Origin of the sequence: Gordonia sp. NB41Y (assembly GCF_030718915.1) — a bacterium.
Classification (GTDB): Bacteria; Actinomycetota; Actinomycetes; order Mycobacteriales; family Mycobacteriaceae; genus Gordonia; species Gordonia desulfuricans.
In genome coordinates this window covers 3527129-3543666 of sequence record NZ_CP132196.1, presented here as the reverse complement: position 1 = coordinate 3543666, position 16538 = coordinate 3527129, and the positions used below count along the sequence as shown (strand labels likewise).

The window sequence follows — 16538 nt, the reverse complement described above, 5'->3', positions numbered from 1 at the left end:
ATTCCCTGATGGCCGAGTTGTCCGACCTCGCCGATCCCGCGATCCTGGCGGTCAACGAGCGACACGGCGACGAGCACGCGGTCAATCTCACCAGGCTTCGGGCCGTCGCCAAACGCGTACGCACCGATCATGACCTGGCGTGTGCACTGTGGGCGACCGACGACTCCGCTGCCCGCCTGCTGGCCGTGCTGATCTGCCGGCCCCGGTTGTTCACCGCCGACGAGCTCGACGCCATGCTGCGCCAGGCCCGGACACCCAAGGTGCAGGACTGGCTGATCTCCTATGTCGTCAAGAAGAGCACCCACGTCGAGACCCTGCGGGTGGCCTGGTTCGACGACCCGGATCCGGTGGTGGCGGGCGCGGGCTGGACGCTGACCGGTGATCGGATCGGTTCCGGTGCCGACGGTCTCGACCTGCCAGAATTGCTCACCCGGATCGAAGATCAGATGGCCGACGCCCCGGACCGGTTGCAGTGGGCCATGAACGGCTGCCTCGCCCGGATCGGGATCGACCATCCCGACCACCGTTCCCGGGCCATCGACATCGGTGAGCGGCTGGAGGTGTTGAAGGACTATCCGACGGCGCGCGGTTGTGTGTCACCGTTCGCACCGATCTGGATCACCGAGATGGTGCGCCGTCAGGAGGCCGGGTAGATGGAGATCCGTGACGCGCTGGCGGCCGATGCCGAGGCGATCTGCGACATCTACAACGACGCCGTCGCCCATTCCACCGCGATCTGGAACGACAGCCTCGTCGACGTCGACGACCGGCGTGCCTGGCTGGCCGAGCGGCAGCGGTCGGGATTCCCGGTGCTCGTCGCCGTCGACGGGGCGGCGGTGCTCGGTTACGCGACCTATGGCCCGTTCCGTCCCCACGACGGCTTCCGGCATTCGGTGGAACATTCGGTGTATCTGCATGCCGATGCGCGTGGCCGGGGGCTGGGTACGGCGCTGATGCAGGCGCTGATCGTCCGTGCTCGGGCCGCCGGGCTGCATGTGATGGTGGCAGCGATCGACGGCGCCAACACCGGGTCCATCCGCCTGCACGAACGACTCGGCTTCACCCACGCCGGCGCACTCGGCGAGGTCGGCACCAAGTTCGGGTCATGGCTCGATCTCGTGTTCCTTCAGCTCACTCTCGACACGGGCGCCCCGGGCGACGGGCCGCGGGACGCCTGAACGTCGTCGCGGCACCGGGATGAGACCCCGGGTCAGGGCGACACCCGCCAGACTCAGCGCACCGCCGGCGATACGCAGGCCGGTCGGCACCTCGTCGAGCAGCAGCCACGACAGGATGATCACCAGTGCCGGCACCACGAGCGTCGTCGCGGCCATCGTGCCCGCGTCGGTACGGGCCAGCGCATACGCCCAGGTGGTGAAGGCGACGGCGGTGGGTCCGACACCCAGGAACACCACCCAGCCCAGGTCGGCGGCGGAGCCCTGCCCGACCTCGGTGATCGCGGCGGGGAGGAACGGCAGGGTGACGACGAGACCCGCGAGTGCACCCCAGAACGTCGCCGACACCGCATCGACCGCACCGAGGGCCACCTTCTGCAGCAAGACCCCGGCCGCGTAGAGAAGTGCGGCGAGCAGCCGCAGCCCCACACCGAGCCAATCGGCGTGGGCACTGCCGCCACCGAAGGTGATCAGGACGACGCCGACGAATCCGATGGCGATACCGATCACGAGTGGCGGCGAGAACCCCTCGCCGAGAAAGAATCCCGCGAACACGGCGACGAGGATCGGGGCGAAGTTCACCAGCAGCGCGGCGGTACCGGCGTCGATATGCTGTTCGGCCCAGTTGAGGACCACGGTGTACGCCCCGAACCATGCGACCCCATAGGCGACCACGAGGGCGAGCGCCCGGCCGCGGGGCGGGATGAACGCCGACCGTGATCGCTTGCGACGCAGAGTGATCACGATCGCCACCAATGCGACCACGGCCACCGCGAGCCGGCCGAGTGCCATCACACCGGGAGTGAACGCGTGCCCGGCCGACCGGATCGCGATGAACGACAACGCCCAGAGCACGACGGTCACCGTTGCCGCGAGCGTCGAGAGGTTCACCGGTTGTCGGGTCATCGACTCATGGTCGCGGTGCGCGAGTCATCACACAAGGCGTTTTGTCTCGACACCGTCGATCCGGTGGTCCGACGATGTCGGTATTCAACCTCGATGGCCCCACGGGTGAACCCGAACCCCCAGGGTGAACCGCTGTCACAAGTTGTCCACAAATGTTGTTCTGCTTTCTTATTCGCTAATGGTTCGCCTATGTGTGGCACTACTGACGATTCTGTGGGCACCCAACGGTGCGCCTAAAGCACGCAACGCCCTGTCTCCCATAATGTTTGGTTTGCGAAGACTAAACAGAAGGAGCAAGGCGTTGCGCACGACCACTGTACTGCAGAAGCTACTGGGAGTCGAGCACCTGACGGTGCTCGATGTGGAGTTTGTCGACAATGTCGGCACGTCGGGAGTAGTGGTGACGGTCCGGGCTCACGCCCAGACGCGATCTCGATGTCCTCGATGTCATAAGCGTTGTCCTGGATACGATCAGAGCAATCAGCCACGACGTTGGCGCCACCTCGACCTCGGTGGCTGGCGCTGCTATCTGCAAGCCTCGGTACGACGAGTACGGTGTCCAGAACACGGTGTGCTCACCGAAGAAGTGCCCTGGGCCAGGCCTGGGGCCAAGGTGACCAGGGCGTTCGACGACACTGCCGCGTGGTTGACCGCGCATTGTCCGGCAACGGCGGTGTGCGAGTATCTCCGCGTGTCATGGCGGACTGTGACCCGGAGCGTCGAACGCGTCGTCACTGACTACGTCGGAACTATCGACCGCCTGGATAACCTGCGGCGCATCGGTATTGATGAGATCGCCTACCGCAAAGGTCACCGATACCTGACCGTGATCGTCGATCATGACTCCGGCCGGCTGGTATGGGCGCGAGAGGGGGCCAGGAAGGAGACCCTGCACACCTTCTTCGATGAGCTCGGGGAGCAACGCACCGCGCAGTTGACCCATGTCAGCGCTGACGCCGCCAAATACATAGCGGTGGTCGTCGCCGAGCGCGCCCCAGACGCTATCTGGTGCATGGACCCGTTTCATGTGGTCCAGTGGGCGACAAAAGCTTTGGACCGAACCCGGCAACGAGTCATGCATCGGATCACGGGCCTGAGTAAAGTTGAGCGACGGAATCTGCGGTGGGCGATGCTGAAGAATCCAGAGAACCTGACCGATACCCAGTTGCATCTGCAGCACAAAGTCGTTTCTCGGGCAAACGATGAGTTGGCCCGCGCCTATCAACTCAAAGAGCAACTGCGGTATGTATTCCACGGCAAGCACAACGACCCCTGGCGGGCGATCGGGCGGTGGATCATCTGTGCTCGAGAGAGCGGGATCATCGAGATGCGCGGACTCGCCACCAGCGTCGAGGCGCAGAAGACTCAGATTTACAACTCGATCGTGAGTGACGTGTCGAACGCGCGGGTGGAAGCCACCAACACGCACCTTCGTGCAATCACGAAACGCGCATACGGATTTCATACACCCGAAGCCCTTATCGCGATGTCGACACTCACGCGGGGAGGTGCGTGTCCTACTCTCCCGCAGCGTAATTGACCCACAGAAAGATCAATAGAGCCCTATGTGTTCGCTATAATGGAACACATGCAGGGGGAGCTGGAGACCATTCTCGACGCACTCATCGATTGTCGTTTCGACGACGATCCGACCGGGCCGGTCGTACTCACGGACATGCGGACACTGGTCACCATCAGGAACGTCGTCGACGCGCTGACCGCGGCGGGAGCTGGGCACTTGGATCGGCTGGGCGTGGCGCAGCGGCATGGTCACAAACCGATCGCCTTGCTGATCGAGATGGGGTACGCGCCCGCCGTCGCTGCGCGGATGCAGCGGATCGGCACCTCGGCGGTAGTGGAACGCACACTGAAACACGCCGCCGACGGTGCGATCTCGGGTGAACATGTCGATGCGATCGTGCGCGGGCTCAACCAGATCGGGTTACGTGCCGGGGAGGCGCCGACTGCCGAGACCTGGGCCGAGCTCGAAGGCGATCTGTTGGCGCAGGTGTTGTCCGGTGCGAAGCCTGCTGAGGTGATGGCACGGGCACACCAGTTGGGGGACCATCACGCTGACGATGCCGAGGGTGGACGTCCGGCAAAGGAAGACCGCAATCTGAATGCTCTCGATATCGGGCGGGCCGATGATGGGCGGGTTGAAGCACCCCAGGTTTCGTGCCACCTCGTTGGTGGGCTACCTGCTGGTAGTGACCCCAGCATAGTAGGCAGCCTCGTACTCGTTGGGCGGGACCAAGCCGATCGACCCGTGCAGCCGAGTCGAGTTGAACCAGTCGACGTAACCCAGGGTCGCGTATTCGACGTCCGAGAGGTCCTTGTAGGGCCCAGCGTGGAACACCGTGGTCTGGATGCACTCGGTCTTGTACAGGCCGTTCGTCGACTCGATCAGCGCATTGTCGTAGGCGTCGCCCACCGATCCGATCGACGCGGTGATCGATTCCAGATCAAGCGTGCCCGTCAGGGCCGACGACGTATATTGCGAACCCGCATCACTGTGATGGATCAACTCGCCCGCCACCACCGGCCGACCTTCCCGCTCCCGCTCCGAGAGCGCCATCCGAAGCGGAATCATCACCAGCTCAACCGTTTTCGACGTAGACGCATGCCACGCCACGATCTTGCGGGAATACACATCGAGGATCAACGCGACATACACCCAACCCCGCCAGGTCCGCACATAGGTGAAATCGGTGACCCACACCCGGTTCGGGGCCGGCGCGGTGAACTCCCGGTTCAACAAGTCACCAGCCCGTTTCCCACCCGCTACAGGGATCGTCGTCCGAATCTTCGTACAACGACGAATACCGTTGAGTTCCAACACCTTCATCGCCCGATCAACCGATCCGACAGACACCCCCGGCAGGCACGTCCGGTGCAGCAGAGCACGCATCTTCTCACGCCCGTACAGCCCTTCGGGCGTCAGCCGACGCCGCCCACGATCATCGGTCCGCCAAGCGATATCACGAATCCTGTCCACCGTCACCGCATCGGAATGGGTGCGTCCGGCAGGCCGACGCGACCGCCAGGCCCGATAGGTGCGTGCGGCGATCTGACAGCCCTGCTCAGACAGGACTCGACAGATCGACTCGACCGCAACACCTTTGGTACGCATCTCATCAATGAAGCTGATGATCATCGATTGCGGGGGTCGAGTTCCCCCACGAAGAAAGACGTCGCCGCTTTCAACACCTCGACGTCCTCACGCAACCGCTTGTTCTCGGCCTTCAAACGCTTCAGCTCGGCGAGCTCGGTACTGCTGGCCCCGGGCCTCCGGCCCCCATCGACCTCGGCCTGCACCGCCCACCGGCGCACCGTCTCTTTACTCACTCCGAGTTTCTTCGCGATCGCTGCAGCTGCTGCCGTCGTCGACGAGTACTCCCCGCCATGCTCGGCCAACATCCGTAACGCACGAGCCTTGACCTCGGGATCAATGTTCTTCGGCATGTGCTCATCCTTCCTGACTCAAAAGGAAGCGGCACGAAACCCCGGGGGATTCAGGTCGCTGTCTCGGGGAGTCTGGATGTTGTTGTAGGGGAGAAGTTGGCGACGGCGATCGAGAAACTGTCGGCGCCGGTACCGCAACCCGACGGGTCGAAAGATCCCCGCGAAGCGCCCCGACGTCGGGCTGACGCGTTGGAGATGGTGCTCGATATGGCCGCTGGTGCGGGGGAACGGTCAGTCACCGCTGTACCTGCGGCGTTGATCAACCTGTCGGTCCCCGCGGATGCGCCCGACAAGTCGGCGTTGGCGTTCGGTGGGTCGATCACCCACAGCACCCTGCTCGAAACCAGTTGTGACGGTGTGGTGGTGATGACGATCGTCGACGGTGAGCGGGTCCCGTTGGATATGGGCCGGTCGAAACGCTTGTTCACCGCTTCGCAGCGGCGGGCGTTGTTCGAGCGGGATCGGTGTTGTATCAAGTGCGGTGCCCCGGCATCGCGCACGCAGGCCCATCACATCGCGCATTGGTCGGATGGTGGTGCCACCGACCTGGCCAATGGCTGCCTACTGTGTGCGTCGTGTCATGCCGATGTTCACCACAACGGATGGGACGTCTACATGGGGCCGGATGCGCATCCGTGGTTGATTCCGCCTGAGGTGGTGGATCGACGGAGTCGTCCGATTCCGGCGTATAACAGGCGGTTTGCCGATGAGTTGCCGAATGCTGCCTGAGTGTTGATAGAGCTTGTGTTCTTTGAGAACTTCATAGAGATAGTGGTTTGTCGGGACCTCCGCTGGTTGCGTTGGCGAGTTCGGCCGGCGGAGGTTTCGACACGTCTCGTCGCTTCGCTCCTCGTCGGCTCAACCATCAACGGAGCGTGGCTAATTGAGCTGAGCCGTCTTACTTGATTGAGCCGCGCCTACCTTGCTGATTGAGGTGGGCCTTCTACGATGATTGAGCCGGGACCGAGCGTAGCGAGGACCCGTGTCGAAATCTCCGCAGCATGCGCTGGGTGGCGACCACCTCAGAGGTGGTCGGGTTGGCGACGTCGGCCGCCTGAGGTTTCGACACGTCTCGTCGCTACGCCCCTCGTCGGCTCAACCATCCACTGGGCGTGGCTGATTGAGCCGGGACCGAGCATCGCGAGGACCCGAGTCGAAATCTCCGCAGCCTGCGTTGGGTGGCGAGCACCTCAGAGGTGGTTGCGTCGGCAACGTCGGCCGACGGAGGTTTCGACACGCCTCGTCGCTACGCTCCTCGTCGGCTCAACCATCCACTGGGCGTTGCTGATTGAGCCGGGACCGAGCGTAGCGAGGGCCCGAGTCGAAATCTCCGCAGCCTGCGTTGGGTGGTGAGCACCTCAGAGGTGGTCGGGTTGGCGACGTCGGCTGTCTGAGGTTTCGACACGTCTCGTCGCTACGCTCCTCGTCGGCTCAACCATCAACGGCTAGTGGCTGATTGAGCCACGCCTTCTACGATGATTGAGCCGGGACCGAGCCGGAAGGGCGAGGACCCGAGTCGAAATCTCCGCAGCCTGCGTTGGGTGGTGAGCACCTCGGAGGTGGTCACGTCGGCGACGTCGGCTGTCTGAGGTTTCGACACGACTTGTCGCTACGCTCCTCGTCGGCTCAACCATCCACTGGGCGTTGCTGATTGAGCCGGGACCGAGCATCGCGAGGACCCGAGTCGAAATCTCCGCAGCCTGCGCTGGGAGGTGAGCACCTCAGAGGTGGTCACGTCAGCAACTCGGCCGACGGAGGTTTCGACACGTCTCGTCGCTACGCTCCTCGTCGGCTCAACCATCCACTGGGCGTTGCTGATTGAGCCGGGACCGAGCTCGACACGCCTCGTCGCTACGCTCCTCATCGGCCCAATCATCAACTCATGGTTGATGATTGGGCCGGGAACTCACGAAGCCGGAGTCAGCTTGCGCAGGCGCGGCGCCAGATCCGACTCGAAATTCTCCAAGAACCGACGCTGATCATGCCCCGGCGCATGAAACACCAGATGATTCAAACCCGCATCCGTATAAAACTTCACCTTCTCCACCGCCTCATCCGGATCCGAAGCCACAATCCACCGCTTCGCCACCTGCTCGATCGGCAACTCATCAGCCAACCGCTCCATCTCCACCGAACTGTTCACCGAATGCTTCTGCTCCGGCGTCAACGACAACGGCGCCCAAAACCGCGTATTCTCCAACGCCAACTGCGGATCCGGATCATACGAGATCTTGATCTCGATCATCCGATCGATCGCACCGAAATCACGACCAACCTTCTCCGCACCCTCCTTCACCGCCGGAATCAACTTCTCCTGATACAACTCCGCACCCTTACCCGACGTACAGATGAACCCATCCCCCGCACGACCGGCATACCGCGCCACCACCGGACCACCCGCAGCCACATACACCGGAATCGCCTGCTCCGGAACGTCATACATATACGCACCCTGCGTGCGGTAATACTCACCGTCGAAGTTCACCTCCGCACCCGTCCACAACTCACGCATCAACGCAATCGACTCACGCAACCGCGTAAACCGCTCCTTGAACTCCGGCCACTCCCCCTGAAAACCCGTCGCATACTCGTTGAGCGCCTCACCGGTACCCACACCCAACATCACCCGCCCCGGATACAAACACCCCATCGTCGCGAACGCCTGCGCAATCACCGCCGGGTTGTACCGAAACGTCGGAGTCATCACCGACGTCCCCATCTGCACCCGCGACGTCCGCTCACCCACCGCAGCCATCCACGCCAACGAGAACGGCGCATGCCCACCGTTGTGCCGCCACGGCTGGAAATGATCACTCACCGCCACCGAATCCATGCCACGTTCCTCGGCCGCCACCGCGATCTCCACCAACTCACGCGGATCGAACTGCTCCGCCGACGCCTTGAAACCGAGCTTCAACTGCTGGGACATCTCGCCACCTCACTGCCGGGCCACCGGCCGTCACCGTTCACATTCCTGCTCATTGCATCTGGAAACCAACCTACTCACCGGTGCCGCACACGTCAGGCCCGGGATATGGCGGACGCCACCCCGAATCTCGACTAGACCTCAAGTTCACTTGAAGTCCTACGCTGGTCGCATGAGCATGGAATCGGTGGCCTGGGACGTCATGTACAAGTCGATGACCTCCCCGGATGGCACCGCGCACGGACAGCAGGACCGGCGCGTCACCCTGCGCAGGATCGCCGGATTCGCCCGCCCGCACGTGCGACGGATCGTCGTCTTCCTCGCCTTGTCGGTGACCACCGCGGTTCTCACGGTGGTCACCCCTCTGCTGGCCGGGCATGTGGTCAACCTGATCACCGAGCAGGATTCCGCGGCGGCCGGCGCGATCGCCGGGTTCGCCGCGCTGATCGCGGTGATCGCCGTCGCCGAGGCCGCGGCGTCCATCGTGACCCGATGGTTGTCGGCGAACATCGGCGAGGGCCTGATCCTCGATCTGCGGCGCGCGGTGTTCGACCATGTGCAGCGGATGCCGGTCGCGTTCTTCACCCGCACCCGCACCGGCGCACTGGTGAGCCGGCTCAACAACGACGTGATCGGCGCACAGCGCGCGTTCAGCGACACGTTGTCGGGAGTGGTGTCGAATGCGGTGACCCTGGCCCTGACCCTCGGCGTGATGATCGCGATCAGCTGGCAGATCACCATCCTCGCCCTGGTCCTGCTTCCGGTGTTCGTGCTGCCCGCGCGGCGGCTGGGTCATCGGATGGCCGCGCTGTCCCGGGAGGCCGCCGAACACAATGCGCGGATGTCGACGCAGATGACCGAACGGTTCTCCGCACCCGGCGCCACCCTGGTGAAACTGTTCGGCCGCCCCGAGGTCGAGTCGGCCGAGTTCACCTCGCGTGCGGACCGGGTGCGCGACATCGGCGTCCGCCGGGCGATGCTCGAGACGGTCTTCATGACCGCGCTGACCCTGGTGTCGGCGCTCGCGCTGGCACTGGTCTACGGCCTCGGCGGCTGGCTGGCCGTGCACCAGCATCTGTCCGCCGGCGCTGTCGTCTCGTTGGCCCTGTTGCTGACCCGGATGTATGCGCCGCTGACCGCGCTGGCCAACGCCCGCGTCGAGATCATGAGCGCGCTGGTGTCGTTCGAGCGGGTCTTCGAGGTGCTCGACCTCGAGCCCCTGATCGCCGACGCACCCGACGCCGTCGACGTCCCGAATCCCGAGGCCGGGGTGTCGGTGCGCTTCGACGACGTCGACTTCGCCTACCCGTCGGCCGACAAGGTCTCTCTGGCGTCACTGGAGGAGGTGGCACAGCTGGACAGCCGGGGCGGCCAACAGGTGCTGCACCACATCGACCTCGATGTCCCCGCCGGACACATGGTGGCCCTGGTCGGCAGTTCCGGTGCAGGCAAGTCGACGATCGCCTCGCTCGCCACCCGCCTCTACGACGTCGACTCCGGTGCGGTGCGGCTCAACGGGATCGACGTCCGCGACCTCACGTCGGCATCGGTGCACCGCACCGTCGGTCTGGTCACCCAGGACGGGCACCTCTTCCACGACACCGTGCGCGCCAATCTGGCCCTGGCCGCGCCGGATGCCACCGACGAGCAGGTCTGGGATGCGTTGCGCCGAGCGCGTCTGGCGGACCTGGTCGAATCCCTGCCGGACGGTCTCGACACCGTCGTCGGCGAGCGCGGTTACCGCCTGTCCGGCGGTGAACGCCAGCGCATGACGATCGCCCGCCTGCTGCTGGCCCACCCGGCGGTGGTGATCCTGGACGAGGCCACCGCACATCTGGACTCGACGTCGGAGGCCGCCGTGCAGGAGGCCCTGGCCGAGGCATTGGCGGGGCGGACGTCGATCGTGATCGCACACCGTCTCTCGACGATCCGGGCGGCCGACGAGATCGCCGTGATCGAGGCCGGTCGCGTCGTCGAACGCGGTGATCACGCCACCCTGCTCGCCCATGGCGGACGGTATGCCCAGCTCTATCGCACCCAGTTCGGGGCCGACGACGATCCGGAGGAACTGACCGCGTGAGACGCCGCCGACGACGGCCACCCGCCTACCTGCCCGATCACCGACCGGACGGCGACCTACCGGTCGTCGTCGTCGTCCTCGTCGTCGAGCGGACGGGGCGGCGTGAGCTTGGCCTTGCGGTAGGTCATCACCAGCATCGCGATGTTGACCACGATGAGCGCGATACCGAGCGCAACCCACAGCCACCGGCCGTCGCGCCACCACGTATAGGTGAGGAATCCGACGCAGACCATCAGGATGATCGCGCCGACGGTCACCATCATCCGGGAGAACCCCTGGGCGGTGCGCTGGAAATCATGGCTGGTCATCGGATCACCTTTCGCCGGGCCCCCGGACCACTCGCCGCAAACACTTCGCCACCGCCTCAGTTCTGGACAACGATCGAGATCGCCAACGCGATCGACACCATCACTATGGCAGCGACCACGAACAGCACCGGCGACGGCCCCGGCATCGGACCGCCCTCGCGCAGCACCCGGTCGGTCCGGCGCCACCGCACCACACCCAGAACGGCCACCGCACACCCCACCGCCACCATGATCAGGCCGAGGGTGCTCTCCAGCAGGGAACTGGTGATGTCGGGGGCGATGTAGACCACGGCGACGCCACCGGCGATGAAACCCAGCGCGGTACGAATCCAGGCCAGGAAGGTCCGCTCGTTGGCGAGTGTGAAGCGGGCATCCGGGGCGCCGGTCACCGTCGGGACGTGCTCGGGGTCAGCCGGCCCACTGGCTCTTTCGCTCATCGGCGTCCTTGGCCTCTCGTATCGCGCGACCGGCGAAGGCCGCCGACGCCTCGATCGCCTCCATCGTCTCGCGATGATGTGACCCGAAGACGGGGAACGCGTGGACCTGCCAAGAATAACTGTGGGCGACGGCCTCGACCCCCGCCTCGTCGAGCTCCTCGACCAGCGCGATCACGTCCGGTTCAAGCATCTCGTTCTCGGCGGTGATCAGGATGGTGGGCGGGAAGATCGCGGGCTCGAGGTCACCGATCCGGCGTACCCCGGCCAGCTGCAGCGGGCCACGGTCGAAGGCCGGCGCGAGCTCGGCCATCTTGGCCTTGGGCAGGTAGGCGTCGGAGCGGCTGCATCGGTCCGGATGCGATCCCAGGTCGAGATCGAGCAGCGGCGAGAACCCGACGAAGGCGACCGGCGCGGGCAGCCCCTGCGCGACGGCACCCTCGATCACCTTCGCGGCGAGGAACCCGCCGGCCGAATCCCCGGCGACCACCACGCGACGGTATCCGCGCTCGGTGATCAGTTCCCGGTACGCCGACAGCGCATCGGCCACCGAGGTGCCCACACCGGCGGCCGGGAGCTGCCGGTAGACCAGCGAGAACACCGGGACCTCGCACTTCTGCGACATCCGGGCGGCGATCGACCTGTGCGTACCGACCCCACCCACGACGAAGGCTCCGCCGTGCAGGTAGAGGATCGCGGTGTCGGGATCGCGACGCGACGGCCCGGTGGGCAGGATCAACTCGGCCGGACGGTCGCCGAGCTCGATCTGCTCGCGCACCACCCGGCGCGGTTTGGGACCGACCGCGAACATCCGGTCGATCAGGAACAGTCCGGCCATCCCGGACCGGTTGAGCGGCCACAACGACAGCAACGGCTTGAGGAACAGCCGGCTCCCGACCCAGATCGGGTACGAACCGAGGCTGGGCTTGCGGTGGTGAACGACGGGCATGATCGCCCCCTCCCTGATCTCGTCACCTCACACGAGCTTCCGGTGTAAGTGAACCTACACCGGACCCGCGGCCCCGGCGGTCGATACCGGGATCGCCGCGCAGGATCTCACCGGACGGCGAAAACTAGACGAGTACGACACCTGACGTTCACCCGTGCCATGGCCGACAGTCGAGTACGGCGGGATATATTTCACGTTCCTATGTTCGAGAAAACGGTGGTGAGTGTGGAAATCCCAGCACAGTTCTTGCTGTCGGCGCACGCCAGTGCGCCACGCACGTTGTGTGACGTTCTCGATGACACCGCCGCCCGACATCCCGATGCCCCGGCCGTCGACGACGGCGAGGTGGTCCTGAGTTATGCGCAGCTGCTCGCGGTGATCCGCCGCGGCGCCGACCGCCTCAACGACATCGGGGTCCGCCGCGGCAGCCGCGTCGGCATCCGCATGCCGTCGGGGACGCGGCATCTCTACACCGCGATCCTGTCGACGATCTACGCCGGCGCCACCTACGTCCCGGTGGACGCCGACGACCCCGACGAACGCGCCGAGCTGGTCTTCGGCGAGGCCGACATCGATGCCCTGATCGATGCCGACGGCATCCATCCGACCGGGCCGAAACCCACCGATCTCGAGGTATCCCAGGCCTCGTCGGATGAGGCGGCCACGCGTCCGACCATCGCCGAGGACGCGTGGATCATCTTCACCTCCGGGTCCACCGGCACCCCCAAGGGTGTGGCGGTGACCCACCGCAACGCCGCCGCATTCGTCGACGCCGAGGCCCTGCTGTTCCTGCAGGACGATCCGATCGGCCCCGGCGACCGGGTGCTGGCCGGGCTGTCGGTGGCCTTCGACGCCTCCTGTGAGGAGATGTGGCTGGCCTGGCGCAACGGCGCGTGCCTGGTGCCCGCCCCGCGCTCGCTGGTGCGCAGCGGTATGGACCTGGGGCCATGGCTGGTGCAGCGGGACATCTCGGTGGTGTCGACCGTCCCGACGCTGGCGTCGCTGTGGCCGTCGGAGGCCCTGGAGGCTGTCCGGCTGCTCATCTTCGGCGGCGAGGCCTGCCCGCCGGAACTCGCCGAACGTCTGGCCGTCGAGGACCGTGAGGTGTGGAACACCTATGGCCCCACCGAGGCCACCGTCGTCGCCTGTGCCGCCCCGCTGGGCGGTCCCGGACCGGTGCGGATCGGTCTGCCGCTCGTCGGCTGGGACCTGGCCGTCGTCGACGGGGAGGGCCGGCCGGTCGCCGAGGGCGAGATCGGTGAACTGATCATCGGCGGCGTCGGCCTGGCGCACTACCTGGATCCGGCCAAGGACGCCGAGAAGTACGCCCCGATGCCCACCCTGGGCTGGGAGCGCGCCTACCGCAGCGGCGACCTGGTGCGGCTGGAGGCCGAGGGTCTGGTCTTCCAGGGTCGCGCCGACGACCAGGTGAAGGTCGGTGGCCGGCGGATCGAGCTCGGCGAGATCGACAACGCCCTGCAGAACCTGCCCGGGGTGTCCGGGGCGGCCGCCGCGGTCCGCAAATCCGCCGCAGGCAACAGTCTGCTGGTCGGCTATCTGGTGTCGGCCGACCCCGCCTTCGACGTCGACGCCGCCCACCGCAGCCTGACCCAGCAGCTGCCCGCACCGATGGTGCCGCGGTTGGCGCTGGTCGACGAGCTGCCCACCCGCACCTCCGGCAAGGTCGACCGCAATGCGCTGCCGTGGCCGCTGCCCGGCTCGGCGGCCACCGTCGAGGCCGCCGACGACCTGACCGGTACCGAGCAGTGGCTGGCGGAGCGCTGGACCGACGTCCTGGGCGTCACCGTCACCAGCGACGAGGCCGACTTCTTCACCGAGGGCGGCGGCTCGCTGGCCGCCGCACAGCTGGTCACCGCCCTGCGCGAGCGGTATCCGCAGATCACCGTCGCCGACCTCTACGACCATCCGCGCCTGGGATCGCTCGCCGAGATGCTCGACGCGGTGGCCCCGACGACGGTCGTCGAGGAACGCATCGTCACCCCCACCCCGGCACCGACCGGGCTGATCCAGATCCTGCTGTCGGTGCCGCTGACCACGCTCACCGGCCTGCAGTGGGCCACCTGGCTCGGCGTGGCCAACAACGTCGGCGCCTGGATCGCCGACCGCCTCGACGTGTCGGTGCCGTGGCTGATCGAGGTCGACTGGTGGATCGTGCTGGTCGCATTCCTGGTGTTCATCACCCCGCCCGGCCGGATGGTGATCGCCGCGGTCGGCGCCCGCCTGCTGTTGCGTGGCGTGACACCCGGTGACCACCCGCGCGGCGGATCGGTGCATCTGCGGCTGTGGGTTGCCGAGCGGCTGCTCGACGCCTCCGGTGCGGCCAACATCTCCGGCGCACCCTGGATGATCTACCTGGCCCGCGCGCTGGGCGCCTCGATCGGCAAGGGGGTGGACCTGCACACCATCCCGCCGGTCACCGGCATGCTGACCGTCGGCGAGGGCGCCTCGGTGGAACCCGAGGTGGACCTGTCGGGCTGGTGGATCGACGGCGACGTCGTCCACATCGGCGAGGTCGTGATCAAACGTGGTGCGTCGGTGGGTGCCCGCTCGACCCTCGCGCCGGGCGCGGTGATCGGCCGCGACGCCGAGGTCTCCCCCGGATCGGCGGTCTTCGGACACGTCAAGAAGGAACAGCACTGGGCGGGGTCGCCGGCGGTCAAGGTCGGCAAGGCCGAACATCCCTGGCCCCAGCACCGTCCGGCCCGGCACAGCATGTGGGTGCCCATCTACGGACTGTCGTCGCTGCTGCTGGCCGCCATCCCGCTGATCTCGCTGGCCGTGGGCCTGGTGGTGATCGGGTCGTGGGCGTTGCGCGCCGACCGCCTGCGCGATGTCGGTCTGCGTGCGCTGGCCCTGATCCCCCCGGCCGCCATCGCCAGCCTGTTCGTGTTCGCGCTGATCACCGCGGTGCTGGTGCGGCTGCTGTCGTTGGGTCTGACCAAGGGCTATCACCCGGTGCGCTCGCGCGTCGGATGGCAGGTGTGGCTGACCGAACGCCTCCTCGACTCCGCCCGCACCTACCTGTTTCCGCTGTATGCCAGCCTGCTGACGCCGGTCTGGTTCCGTATCCTGGGCGCCAAGGTCGGCAAGGGCACCGAGATCTCCACCGCACTGATCCTGCCGAAGTTCACCACCATCGACGACGGTTCGTTCCTCGCCGACGACACCATGGTGGCCTCCTACGAACTCGGTGGCGGCTGGCTGCACATCGACGACGCCAAGATCGGCAAGCGCTCGTTCCTGGGCAACTCCGGTATCACCGGCCCGGGACGCAAGGTCCCGAAGAACGGTCTGGTGGCAGTGCTGTCGGCGGCCCCGAACCGGGCGAAGTCGGGATCGAGCTGGCTGGGCAGCCCGCCGGTCCGCCTGCGCCGCACCGCCGCCGAGACCGACACCTCCCGCACCTTCGACCCGCCCACCGGGCTGAAGGTGGCGCGCGCGGTCATCGAGACGCTGCGCCTGATCCCGGTGATGGTGTCGTTCGGGCTGGGCATCTTCATGCTGCTGGGCCTGCAGTACATCGCCTCGCAGTCGGACTTCGTCGTCGCCGGGCTGGTCAGTGGCCTGCTGCTGCTGGTCGCCGGTGCTGCCGCCTGCTGTATCGCGGCCGCTGCGAAATGGCTGGTCGTCGGCCCGATCCGGGTCTCCGAGCATCCGCTGTGGAGTTCGTTCGTGTGGCGCAACGAGCTGTCGGATGCGTTCGTGGAGACCGTCGCCGCCCCCTGGTTCGCCAACGCGGCCACCGGTACCCCGATCCTCAACCTGTGGTTGCGCATGTCGGGCGCGACGATCGGCCGCGGTGTCTGGTGTGAGACCTACTGGCTGCCCGAGGCCGACCTGGTGACCCTCGGCGACGGCGCCAACGTACAGCGTGGCTGCGTGGTCCAGACCCACCTGTTCCACGATCGCGTGATGGCCATCGATCGGGTGACCCTCGGCGCCGGTGCCACCCTCGGTCCGCACTGTGTGGCCTTGCCGGCGTCGGGTCTGGGCGAGTCGGCGACCGTCGGGCCGGCCTCGCTGGTGATGCGCGGTGACGTGGTGCCTGCGCACACCCGGTGGCAGGGCAACCCGATCGCCCCCTGGACGAAGCGCTGACGCGACGCGCGCAGGTGACGCCGACCGGGGCGGTCACCGCCGCGCGTCGTCGGTGATCCAGCGGACCGGGTCGCCGAGCGGCGTGTACTCGCACGTCGTGCCGGTGTGTACCGCGGCAGGTGTCTGCCGCGTTCCGGCTGGACCTCGGTGATGTGGGCGAGCGCGCGCACCGTCGACAC

13 protein-coding genes and 1 other annotated feature are annotated in these 16538 nt (G+C 66.3%); of the genes, 6 read left to right on the top strand and 7 right to left on the bottom strand.

Annotated features, from left to right (window positions below; genetic code table 11):
* The first annotated feature begins 8 nt into the window (after window positions 1-8).
* Together Q9K23_RS15305 and Q9K23_RS15300 are read left to right on the top strand one after the other, a co-directional pair.
* On the top strand, window positions 9-653 hold the full coding sequence (locus Q9K23_RS15305) for a DNA alkylation repair protein (protein WP_053776254.1): 645 nt from the start codon (window positions 9-11) through the stop codon (window positions 651-653).
* Window positions 654-1178, top strand: coding sequence for a GNAT family N-acetyltransferase (locus Q9K23_RS15300; RefSeq protein ID WP_053776240.1), 525 nt, complete (start codon window positions 654-656; stop codon window positions 1176-1178).
* Here the strand turns inward: Q9K23_RS15300 and Q9K23_RS15295 are convergent.
* Entirely contained in the window at window positions 1104-2081 is a 978-nt protein-coding gene (locus tag Q9K23_RS15295; protein WP_020790109.1) for a DMT family transporter, read from the bottom strand. The two genes, Q9K23_RS15300 and Q9K23_RS15295, sit on opposite strands and share 75 nt — an antisense overlap.
* Before the next feature lie 178 nt (window positions 2082-2259).
* Here Q9K23_RS15295 and Q9K23_RS15290 point away from each other — a divergent pair, with 178 nt between their 5' ends.
* Window positions 2260-3621: an ISL3 family transposase gene (locus Q9K23_RS15290; RefSeq protein ID WP_348533964.1), complete on the top strand. Its 1362-nt coding sequence runs from the start codon at window positions 2260-2262 to the stop codon at window positions 3619-3621.
* Between the two features lie 12 nt (window positions 3622-3633).
* Here the strand turns inward: Q9K23_RS15290 and Q9K23_RS15285 are convergent, their stop codons facing one another.
* Window positions 3634-3987, bottom strand: a complete 354-nt coding sequence (locus Q9K23_RS15285) for a hypothetical protein (protein ID WP_305950190.1) — start codon at window positions 3985-3987, stop codon at window positions 3634-3636.
* A 288-nt stretch (window positions 3988-4275) separates the two neighbouring features.
* Window positions 4276-5543, bottom strand: a protein-coding gene (locus tag Q9K23_RS15280; RefSeq protein ID WP_305950189.1) for an IS3 family transposase whose coding sequence is annotated in 2 segments (ribosomal slippage) — window positions 4276-5270 and window positions 5270-5543 — 1269 coding nt in all. Because the reading frame shifts where the segments join, the coding sequence is not laid out codon by codon here.
* Window positions 5140-5274, bottom strand: a sequence feature (AL1L pseudoknot). (Overlaps the previous gene by 135 nt.)
* Here Q9K23_RS15280 and Q9K23_RS15275 point away from each other — a divergent pair.
* The gene (locus tag Q9K23_RS15275) at window positions 5544-6272 is read left to right on the top strand and encodes an HNH endonuclease signature motif containing protein (RefSeq protein ID WP_261977695.1); all 729 of its coding nucleotides are present in this window, start codon (window positions 5544-5546) and stop codon (window positions 6270-6272) included.
* Window positions 6273-7449: 1177 nt separating this feature from the next.
* On the opposite strand, the gene fgd is transcribed toward Q9K23_RS15275, so the two are convergent.
* Window positions 7450-8472, bottom strand: coding sequence for a glucose-6-phosphate dehydrogenase (coenzyme-F420) (fgd, locus tag Q9K23_RS15270; RefSeq protein WP_053776358.1), 1023 nt, complete (start codon window positions 8470-8472; stop codon window positions 7450-7452).
* A 169-nt stretch (window positions 8473-8641) separates the two neighbouring features.
* Between fgd and Q9K23_RS15265 the strand changes: the two genes are divergently transcribed.
* On the top strand, window positions 8642-10549 hold the full coding sequence (locus Q9K23_RS15265; RefSeq protein WP_053776357.1) for an ABC transporter ATP-binding protein: 1908 nt from the start codon (window positions 8642-8644) through the stop codon (window positions 10547-10549).
* A gap of 56 nt (window positions 10550-10605) precedes the next feature.
* On the opposite strand, the gene Q9K23_RS15260 is transcribed toward Q9K23_RS15265, so the two are convergent.
* Genes Q9K23_RS15260 through Q9K23_RS15250 form a run of 3 tightly spaced genes read right to left on the bottom strand, consistent with a single transcriptional unit; the run spans window position 10606 to window position 12240 of the window.
* On the bottom strand, window positions 10606-10857 hold the full coding sequence (locus Q9K23_RS15260; protein ID WP_053776356.1) for a hypothetical protein: 252 nt from the start codon (window positions 10855-10857) through the stop codon (window positions 10606-10608).
* A 56-nt stretch (window positions 10858-10913) separates the two neighbouring features.
* Window positions 10914-11294, bottom strand: a complete 381-nt coding sequence (locus Q9K23_RS15255; RefSeq protein ID WP_053776355.1) for a DUF202 domain-containing protein — start codon at window positions 11292-11294, stop codon at window positions 10914-10916.
* Window positions 11266-12240 carry an alpha/beta hydrolase gene (locus Q9K23_RS15250; RefSeq protein ID WP_053776354.1) on the bottom strand — a complete coding sequence of 325 codons (975 nt, stop codon included), beginning with the start codon at window positions 12238-12240 and terminating at the stop codon, window positions 11266-11268. Before Q9K23_RS15250 ends, Q9K23_RS15255 begins: the two co-directional genes overlap by 29 nt.
* 201 nt (window positions 12241-12441) lie before the next feature.
* Here Q9K23_RS15250 and Q9K23_RS15245 point away from each other — a divergent pair, with 201 nt between their 5' ends.
* Window positions 12442-16359, top strand: a complete 3918-nt coding sequence (locus tag Q9K23_RS15245) for a Pls/PosA family non-ribosomal peptide synthetase (RefSeq protein WP_305950188.1) — start codon at window positions 12442-12444, stop codon at window positions 16357-16359.
* The last annotated feature ends 179 nt before the right edge of the window (window positions 16360-16538 follow it).

Coding starts and splice junctions, on each gene's coding strand:
- Q9K23_RS15255 (WP_053776355.1), bottom strand. CDS start 11,294: ATGAGCGAAAGAGCCAGTGGGCCGGCTGACCCCGAGCACGTCCCGACG.
- Q9K23_RS15290 (WP_348533964.1), top strand. CDS start 2,260: ATGGTTCGCCTATGTGTGGCACTACTGACGATTCTGTGGGCACCCAAC.
- Q9K23_RS15265 (WP_053776357.1), top strand. CDS start 8,642: ATGAGCATGGAATCGGTGGCCTGGGACGTCATGTACAAGTCGATGACC.
- Q9K23_RS15260 (WP_053776356.1), bottom strand. CDS start 10,857: ATGACCAGCCATGATTTCCAGCGCACCGCCCAGGGGTTCTCCCGGATG.
- Q9K23_RS15305 (WP_053776254.1), top strand. CDS start 9: ATGGCCGAGTTGTCCGACCTCGCCGATCCCGCGATCCTGGCGGTCAAC.
- Q9K23_RS15285 (WP_305950190.1), bottom strand. CDS start 3,987: ATGTTCACCCGAGATCGCACCGTCGGCGGCGTGTTTCAGTGTGCGTTC.
- fgd (WP_053776358.1), bottom strand. CDS start 8,472: ATGTCCCAGCAGTTGAAGCTCGGTTTCAAGGCGTCGGCGGAGCAGTTC.
- Q9K23_RS15295 (WP_020790109.1), bottom strand. CDS start 2,081: ATGACCCGACAACCGGTGAACCTCTCGACGCTCGCGGCAACGGTGACC.
- Q9K23_RS15250 (WP_053776354.1), bottom strand. CDS start 12,240: ATGCCCGTCGTTCACCACCGCAAGCCCAGCCTCGGTTCGTACCCGATC.
- Q9K23_RS15300 (WP_053776240.1), top strand. CDS start 654: ATGGAGATCCGTGACGCGCTGGCGGCCGATGCCGAGGCGATCTGCGAC.
- Q9K23_RS15245 (WP_305950188.1), top strand. CDS start 12,442: ATGTTCGAGAAAACGGTGGTGAGTGTGGAAATCCCAGCACAGTTCTTG.